The 7984-nt window shown below is 75.5% G+C and carries 5 protein-coding genes and 1 pseudogene; 5 read left to right on the top strand and 1 reads right to left on the bottom strand.

The annotated features are described in order from the left end of the window. Nucleotides 1-172: 172 nt before the first annotated feature. A pseudogene (locus ACFYZF_RS27615) lies at nucleotides 173-352 on the top strand (hypothetical protein); the annotation flags it as partial. Between the two features lie 1109 nt (nucleotides 353-1461). Here the strand turns inward: ACFYZF_RS27615 and ACFYZF_RS27610 are convergent. After that, entirely contained in the window at nucleotides 1462-1770 is a 309-nt protein-coding gene (locus tag ACFYZF_RS27610) for a hypothetical protein (RefSeq protein WP_387025613.1), read from the bottom strand. Between the two features lie 55 nt (nucleotides 1771-1825). On the opposite strand from ACFYZF_RS27610, the gene ACFYZF_RS27605 reads away from it, so the two are divergent. From ACFYZF_RS27605 to ACFYZF_RS27590, 4 genes are all read left to right on the top strand, one after another. Continuing rightward, nucleotides 1826-2878, top strand: coding sequence for a hypothetical protein (locus ACFYZF_RS27605; RefSeq protein ID WP_387025611.1), 1053 nt, complete (start codon nucleotides 1826-1828; stop codon nucleotides 2876-2878). A gap of 153 nt (nucleotides 2879-3031) precedes the next feature. Beyond that, entirely contained in the window at nucleotides 3032-5677 is a 2646-nt protein-coding gene (locus tag ACFYZF_RS27600; protein ID WP_387025593.1) for a fibronectin type III domain-containing protein, read from the top strand. 27 nt (nucleotides 5678-5704) lie between these two features. Next, nucleotides 5705-6706, top strand: a complete 1002-nt coding sequence (locus ACFYZF_RS27595) for an AAA family ATPase (protein ID WP_387025591.1) — start codon at nucleotides 5705-5707, stop codon at nucleotides 6704-6706. A 16-nt stretch (nucleotides 6707-6722) separates the two neighbouring features. After that, nucleotides 6723-7973, top strand: coding sequence for a DUF58 domain-containing protein (locus ACFYZF_RS27590; protein WP_387025589.1), 1251 nt, complete (start codon nucleotides 6723-6725; stop codon nucleotides 7971-7973). Nucleotides 7974-7984 lie beyond the last annotated feature (11 nt).

Genomic DNA, 7984 nt, shown 5'->3' with positions numbered 1-7984 from the left:
ACCACCCACGGCGGCTGCTGACCCCTCCTCACGTTCAGACAGAACGACCCTCACGTCCAACCGGTTACGCCCAGCATCATTTAGTTAGGAGTTGTTAAGGAGCCGACTGGGGTAGGTCGATTCGATCTTGGACGGCAGGGTGGGTGGCGTCGACCCCCCCTCTCCGGGCAGCATGACTGACGTGTCACAGCCCTCTCCCTTGGCCGCCCTCCAGCATCGGGCGCTGGCCCAACGCGCCGCCGGTGACATCGCCGGCGCGCGTCGGCTGCTGGCCGACGCGCTCGGACCGATCCGGGCCAGCTACGGCGAGGACCATCCGGAGGTGCTGCGCAGTGCGCACCTCCTGGCCCGCCTGCATCGTGAGGCCGACGACCCGGCCGCCGCGCGGCGCGTACTCGAGGAATGCCTCGCGTCCGGCGAGCGCCGGTGGCATTCCGCCGATCCGCTGATGCTCGCGCTCTCCCTCGACCTCGCCTCGGTCTCCGAGGAACTGGGCAACCGGCACGAGGCACGCCGCCACTACTCCCGCATCGCCGACGCCGGGCCCGCCGTGCTCGGCGCGGACCACCCGGCGGTACGCGAGGCGCGGCAATACCTCGGCGTCGCCGCGCCCGGGGCGGCCCCCATTCCTCAGCACAACCCATCCGCCGCCCCGCACCACCCGACGGCCCCCCAGCACGGCCCGCCGGCCGTCCAGCTTGGTCCGCCGAAGCTCGACGGTCCGACCTTTTCCCTCGTACCGGTGCCGATGCTCCCGCCGCAGAGGCAGGCGCAGACCGCCGCGCCCCGGCCGGCAGCAGCGCCGTCCCCGCCCCCGGTGTCCGCCCCGCCACGGCAGTCGCCAACTCCACCGCCAGTCCCGGCGACGCCGCATCATCTGCCGGCCCCGCCCCAGATACCGGCTCCGCCCCAGCAACTCCCGCCGCGGATCCCACCTCCGCCCCGGACTCCGGCCCCACCGACCGAGCCGCCACCGACCCACGCCCAGGCACCTGCACAACGCCTTCCCGAGCCGCCCCTGGCACCGGGAACACCGGGGCACGCGCCCGCGCCCCGGCTCCCCGCACCCCCGCCCCCGCCCACCACGCCGGTTGGCGTGCCGGCCCAGCAGGCGGGCTCCTCGTGGACTCCGGCCCAGATCGCCGCGCCACCGGCATCCCGGGCCCCGGCTCCCCCACCGCCGGTCCCCAGCGCCCAGCCCGGGCCCCCGCCGCGTCAGGCCCTCCCTCCGATCCCGGCCGCGCCGTCTCCGCGTACCGGACCGGTCACGCCACCCCAGCCGCCGGCACCGCCCGGACCGGCCTCCCCGGGGGTGTCACGGCCCGCGTCGGGCGGCACCCGGCCCACGTCCGCCCCACCGGCCATGCCGCAGGCCGCGCCCGCACCGCGCCCGCCCGTCGGCCCGACAACGCCGCCGGCACCGCCGCCCGTCCCGGCGCCGGGTTGGGACAAACCGACTATTCAGGTACGGCAGATCGACGCGCTGCTGCGGGAGAAGGCGGCCCGAGCGGCCGGTACGCAGGCCGGACCGGTCAGCGGCGGCCCGCCGGCTGCGGTGAGTGGCGCCCCGGCAGCGGGCGGTGCCCCGGTCAGCGCACCGCCCGCGAGCGCTCCCCCGGCCGTCCCGGTCAGTGGGCCACCCACGACCGCACGGCCGGTCAGTGGCACAACGGTCAGTGGGCCACCGGTCAGCGCGCCACCCGTGGGCGGCGGCACCCCGGTCAGCGGGCCGCCCGCGGCCGGACCACCGGTGGGCGGCACACCGTTCACGACTCCGCCCGTGAGCGGAGCACCGATCAGCGGTACGCCATACAGCGCACCGCCCGTGAGCGGCACGCCCTTCAGCGGGCTGCCCTACAGCGCACCGCCCTTCAGCGCACCGCCGTACAGCGCACCGCCGGTCAGCGGGCCGCCGGTGCCGCCCTGGGGCATGACGGCGCCGCCGTGGAGCAGCGTCGCGCCGCCGCAACCGCTGGCTCCGACCGTCGAGGAGCCGGACGCGCCCCCGGACCCGCGAGACGGGGGCGACCGTCCCGCCGAGGAGCCGGACGCGCCGTACGCCGGCTGGGAGCCGGAGGCCGGGCCTGCGCCTGCGCCGCCGCCGCGGTCACCCGGTCCGGAGCCGTCGGTGCCGCGGCTCGACGCGTCCGCCGCCGCGCCGTTCCCGGTCCTACCATCTCCGTCCACGGTCCCACCGCCTCCGTCCACGGTCCCACCGCCTCCGCATCGGGACCACCGCTCCGACGCGACCGAGCGGGGACCGGCCGCGCCGGACTGGGTGGAGCAGCAGGCCGCCGGGCACAGACCGGCCGAACACGACCGGGGACAGGGGCAGCAGCAGGAGGGGCAGGCCTGGCCCGAGCGGGACGGCTGGCGGGCCGACGACGGCTACCCCTCGCCGCCGGATGCCTGGCAGACGACGTACCAGGAGGAGCGGACCGGGCGCGGTCGGACGGTGGTCCTGGTCGCGGTGGCGGCGCTGGTGGTCCTGGCGATCGTGGTCGGCGTCGCGGTGCTGGTGTTCGGTCGCGATGAGGCGGCTCCCCCGGGCGCGGTCCCGGCGTCGGCGTCGGCAGGTCCGAAGGTGAGCGGCCCTCCGCCGGGTGACCTGAAGCTGCGCGACGACAGCGGCACGATCAGCCTCACCTGGACGGATCCGTCCTCCGGCGCGGTGCCGTTCATGGTGGCCGGCGGCCGGACCGGGCAGAAGCTGGGCGTGCTGGCCACCGTGGACCCGGGGCAGACCAGCTACACGGTCAACGGCCTCAACTCGCGGGTGGACTACTGCTTCACCGTGCTGGCGGTCTACTCCACCGACGCCTTCGCCACGTCTGGGCAGGTCTGCACCGCGCGGGGTCCGGCCCCGGCGACGAGCTGACCGGTCGTCCACACCGCACACGCTGGGTGTCCACAGCCGGACCGTGCGGGTTTCCCCTGCCTCAGGGTGGCCATATGATGGCACCCGGCTCAGGGGAGGGTCGCCGGTCTCCGGCGCGCCGACCGGCATGACGACACGGGGAGGCAGCCGCTTGTGGCCACCAACGACGACGCCGTGAGCACCGGGCCGGAGGTTCCCGCTCGCCGTTCCCGCTGGCGTGGCGGTCTGGTCACCGTCGGCACGGTGGGTGCGCTGCTGGCCGCGATGGGACTCACCGTCCTCGGGCTGGGCGCCGCCGACAACGCGGTGGCCAACTACGACGCCAGCAGTTGGCTGTGGAGCGCGGCGCGCAGCGAGATGGCCAGGGTCAACGGCATCACCGCGCGGGTGGACACCCGGGTGGAGGTCCCCGACGCCCGCCGGCATCCGATGCAGGTCATCCAGACCGACCGGCTGTTGGTCCTGCGTGACCTGAACACGGGACAGGTCAACTCGCTGGACCTGGCCACCCTCCAGATCACCGCCACCACCCGGACCACCCCCGGCCTGGGCGTCAACGTCGCGTTGCACGAGGACGCCGCGTTCGTGGTGGACGCCGTGCAGGGCATCGTCCGGCAGCTCGACCCGCGTTCGCTGGCCCCGGTGGGTGAGCCGGTGCGCTATCCCCCGGGCATCACCGGTGGGGCGTTCGACGGGGAGGGCCGGCTCTGGATCGCCGTCCCGGCCGAGGGCACCGTCTCGGCGGTCACGGCGGCGGAGCTGCCGTCCGAGCCGGGCTCGGCCGCGCCGGCTGACGCCGGCGTCAGCCCGAAGAAGGTCGAGACGTACGAGATCGCCGAGCCCAGCCACGAGCTGATCGTCTCCACGCTGGACGACGGGGTGGCGGTGCTCGACCGCACGTCGGGCGAGCTGGTGCGGGTGCAGCGCGGCGAGGTCAGCCGGACGCCGCCGCTGACGATCGCCGGGCCGGGTGCCCTGCCGGCGCGGACCAGCGGGCCGAAGGTGCCGGTGACCGTCTCCGGTGACCGGACCGTGCACGTGGTCGGCGCAGGCGGCGAGGAGCGCGCGTTCACCGTGCCGGGCCGGGGCGACGGGCTCAGCCCGGCGGTGGCCTGGGCCGACCGCTACTACTGCGCCGACGAGACCACCGGCACCGTTTACTCCTTCGACGCCAACGGCCAGCTCGTCGACACGATCGGCGGCAAGGGCTCGACGGGCCCGCTTGAGCTGGAGGTGCGGGAGAACCGCCTGTTCATCAACGCGCCGGACTCGTCGACCGCCCGGGTGGTCGACGACAAGCACCAGGTGCGCGAGGTCAACAAGTACGCCAACGACGTGCTCGGCGGCGACCCGCCGCCGGTGCCCCCGCCGCCGCCCCCGCCGAAGAAGCCGAAGGTGGGCAAGCCGAGCGCGCCGCGCGGCGTCATCGCGTCGGCCGGCAACGCGCAGGCCCGGGTGAGCTGGCGGCCGGCCGCCGCGAACGGCGCGGAGATCATCCGGTACGTGGTGGAGGGCGCCGGCCAGCGCCGGGAGGTGGGGGCCAACCAGCGGTCGGTGGAGATCACCGGCCTGACCAACGGCGAGACGTACCGGTTCTCGGTGCACGCGGTGAACGCCAAGGGCGACGGCCCGGCCCGGGCCAGCAACCCGGTCACCCCGACCGCGGCCGTGCCGGACCCGCCGGCCAGCGTCACGGCCGAGGCCCGGCCGGACGGCACGGTGCTGGTCAAATGGCCGGCCGCCAACGGCCAGGGCAACACCATCGCGAAGTACGCGGTGACGGCGGCCTCGGCCGGCGCCAACGCCCCGGCGGGCGAGTCGGCGAAGACCGAGCTGGTGGTGCCGGCCGGCGAGCTGGAGTACGGCACGCAGTACGCGTTCACCGTCGTCGCGGTCAACGACCGGGGCGCCGGGTCGACGGCGTCCCCGGTGAGCAACAGCGTGGTGCCGTTCGCGGCGCCCGGCCAGCCGGTTGACCTGCGGGCGTCGACGGTCGCGGACCAGCCGGGCACCGTCGCGGTGCAGTGGTCCCCGGCGCCGGCCAACGGCCGGCCGGTGACCAAGTACCTGGTGGACGTGGGCGGCCGGGCCAGCGAGGTGACCGACACCCGGGCCACCGTGAACGGCCTGGGCGACGGGCAGAACGTCACCGTGAAGGTGAAGGCCGTCAACGAGGCCGGCCCGGGCCCGGAGGCCACCGCCACCGCGCGTACGGTCGCCCAGCCCCGGGTCACCGTCACCGGCTCGTCGGCGACGGCCACGGCGGTCACGGTCACCTTCACCGTGGACGCCGGGGGCGGGGAGGCGAACTGCACCGTCAGCGTCCCGGGCGAGGCGCCGGTGCAGGCGAGGAACTGCGCCAGCGCGACCGTGTCCGGCCTGACGCCGGGCACGAAGTACACGGTCACGGTGACGGCGGGCAACGCCGCCGGCAAGGGCACCGCGACCCGGGCCCAGGACACCGACGCGCTGTACGGGATCGCGACCTGCCGCAACGGCTCCTCGGGCGCGGAGGCGTCGTACTGCACCCGGGAGATCCCGGGCGAGCGCAACGGCAACGAGATCTTCCGGGGCACCCAGCAGGACAACGACCAGCAGGCCGGTTGGGCACCCAACGGCGCCCGGCTCAAGGCGTACTGCAAGAAGCAGGGCGAAGAGGTCTACGCGTACATCTACAACAGCAACAAGCGCAGCACCTGGTGGGTCCGGGTGGACCACAGCCAAGGCCGCGACTACATCCCGTGGGCCTGGCTCAACCTCGAGGGCGGGGACAACATCAACGTCCTGCCCACCTGCTGACCGCGCCACCAGGCAAGGAGCACCACCGTGAACACCAACGAACCGCTCACCCAACCGGAGGTGCAGGGCTTCGCCGCCCTCGCCGCCCGGCTGGCGGAGAACGTCAACTCGGTGGTGCTGGGCAAGCCGCAGGTGGTCCGGCTCGCGCTGACGGCCTTGTTCGCGCAGGGGCACGTGCTGCTGGAGGACGTGCCGGGGGTCGGCAAGACCACCCTGGCCCGGGCGATCGCCGCCACCGTCAAGGGGCGGTGGCGGCGCATCCAGTTCACCCCGGACCTGCTGCCCTCGGACGTGTCCGGGGTGACCATCTTCAACCAGGCCACCCGGGGCTTCGAGTTCCACCCGGGGCCGGTGTTCGCCAACATCGTCATCGCCGACGAGATCAACCGGGCGTCGCCGAAGACCCAGTCGGCGCTGCTGGAGGTCATGGAGGAGCGCACGGTCACCGTGGACGGGGTCCGGCATCCGGTGCCGCAGCCGTTCCTGGTGGTGGCGACGCAGAACCCGGTGGAGATGGACGGCACGTACCGCCTGCCGGAGGCGCAGCTCGACCGGTTCCTGGTGAAGCTCTCCGTGGGCTATCCCGACGAGGCGGTCGAGGTGGAGGTGCTGCGCGGGGCGACGGTCCGCTCCCCCGAGGCGCTGTCGGCGATCGCCGACACCGAGACCGTCGGGGAGATGGTGCAGATGGCCCGGCGGGTGCACATCGCCGAGCCGCTGTACGCGTACGCGGTCCGGCTGGCCGCCGCGACCCGCAGCCACCCGCAGGTGCGGGTGGGGGTGAGCCCTCGGGGGGTGATCGCGCTGACCCGGGCGGCGTGCGCGTACGCGCTGATCGACGGGCGGGGCTGGATCATGCCGGAGGACCTCAAGGCGCTGGCCGAGCCGGTGTTCGCGCACCGGCTGCTGCTCAGTTCGGACGCGCAGGTGCGCGGGGTGACCCCCGCCGAGGTGCTGCGTCAGGCGGTCTCCTCGGTGCCGGTGCCGCTGCCGTCGGGGCAGCTCGCCCCGGCCCGGGCCCAGGGCTGAGGCGGGCCGTACGGACGTGGGGATCACCGCCCGGGGCGCCGGGCTGCTCGTGGCCGCCGTGGCGCTGCTGGTCGCCGGGTTCCGGTTCGCGTACCCGGAGTTGACGCTGCTCGGCGCGGCGGCGGCGGTCGCGGTGGGGTACGCCCTGCTGGTGGCGCTGTGGCGGCCCCGGCTGGAGGTGACCCGGCACGCGGACCCGGACCGGGTGTCCCGGGGCGAGTCGGCGCGGATGGTGCTGACGGTGCGCAACACGGGGCGGCTGCGGGCGGTGAACCTGCTGGCCGAGGACCGCTGCGGCGAGCGGACGGTGCCGGTGCCGGTGCTGCGGCTGCGCCCCGGCCGGGACACCACGATCAGCTACGACGTGCCGACCGACCGGCGGGGCGTGGTGCCGGTCGGGCCGCTGCGGGTGACCCGGCGCGACCCGCTGGGGCTGGTGGCCCTGGCCCGCCCGTACTCGGGCACGGTGCCGGTGTGGGTGCACCCACGGGTCCACCCGCTGGCGGCGGTGCCGAGGGGGGCTGGTCGCAGCCTCGACGGCCGGGTGGACGGGGTGCCGCACGGGTCGATCACGTTCGACTCGTTGCGGGAGTACGTGGTCGGCGACGAGTTGCGCCGGGTGCACTGGCGCACCAGCGCCCGGGTGGGTGAGCTGATGGTGCGGGAGAACGTGGACACCAGCCTGCCCCGGATCGTGGTGCTGCTGGACGACCGGGCCGCCGCCCACCCCGACCCGGAGTCGTTCGAGGCGGCCTGCGAGGCGGCGGCGTCGGTGGTCGCGGCGGCGCTGCGCGCCGACCTGCCGGTGGCGCTGCTGCTGGTGGCCCCGGAGCAGCCCGCCGACGACGGACAGCCGACGTCGGCCGGGGACCGGTGGGTCTCCCGGATCGGGGGCCGGCTGCGGGCCCGTCCCGCCGCGCCGCCGGCCACCACTGTGGCGAGCCGGGCGGCCGAGGCCGCGACCCCGCCGCTGGACCGGCTCGCCGCGGTCCGGCTGGATCCGGGGGACGCCGGTGCGGCGCTGGGCGCGGTGACGGCCCGGCTGCGTCAGCAGCGCCTCGGTGACACGCTGGTCTTCCTCACCGGGCCGGGCGGCCGGGGCGACCTGGGGCACCTCGGCGCGTTGCGCGGGGCGTACCCGTCGGTGGTGGTGGGGGTGTTCGGGGCGGCGGAGCCGACGCCGGCCGGCGCGACGGGGATGGTGGTCGTCGACGCGGCCGACGGGGCCGCGTTCGCGGCCGAGTGGGACGGGGTCCGCCGGTGGTGAGGGCGCTTCGG

Source organism: Micromonospora sp. NPDC001898 (assembly GCF_042891255.1).
Classification (GTDB): domain Bacteria; phylum Actinomycetota; class Actinomycetes; order Mycobacteriales; family Micromonosporaceae; genus Micromonospora.
Note: the sequence above shows the minus strand (reverse complement) of the source record. Positions and strands in the feature narration are given on the sequence as shown.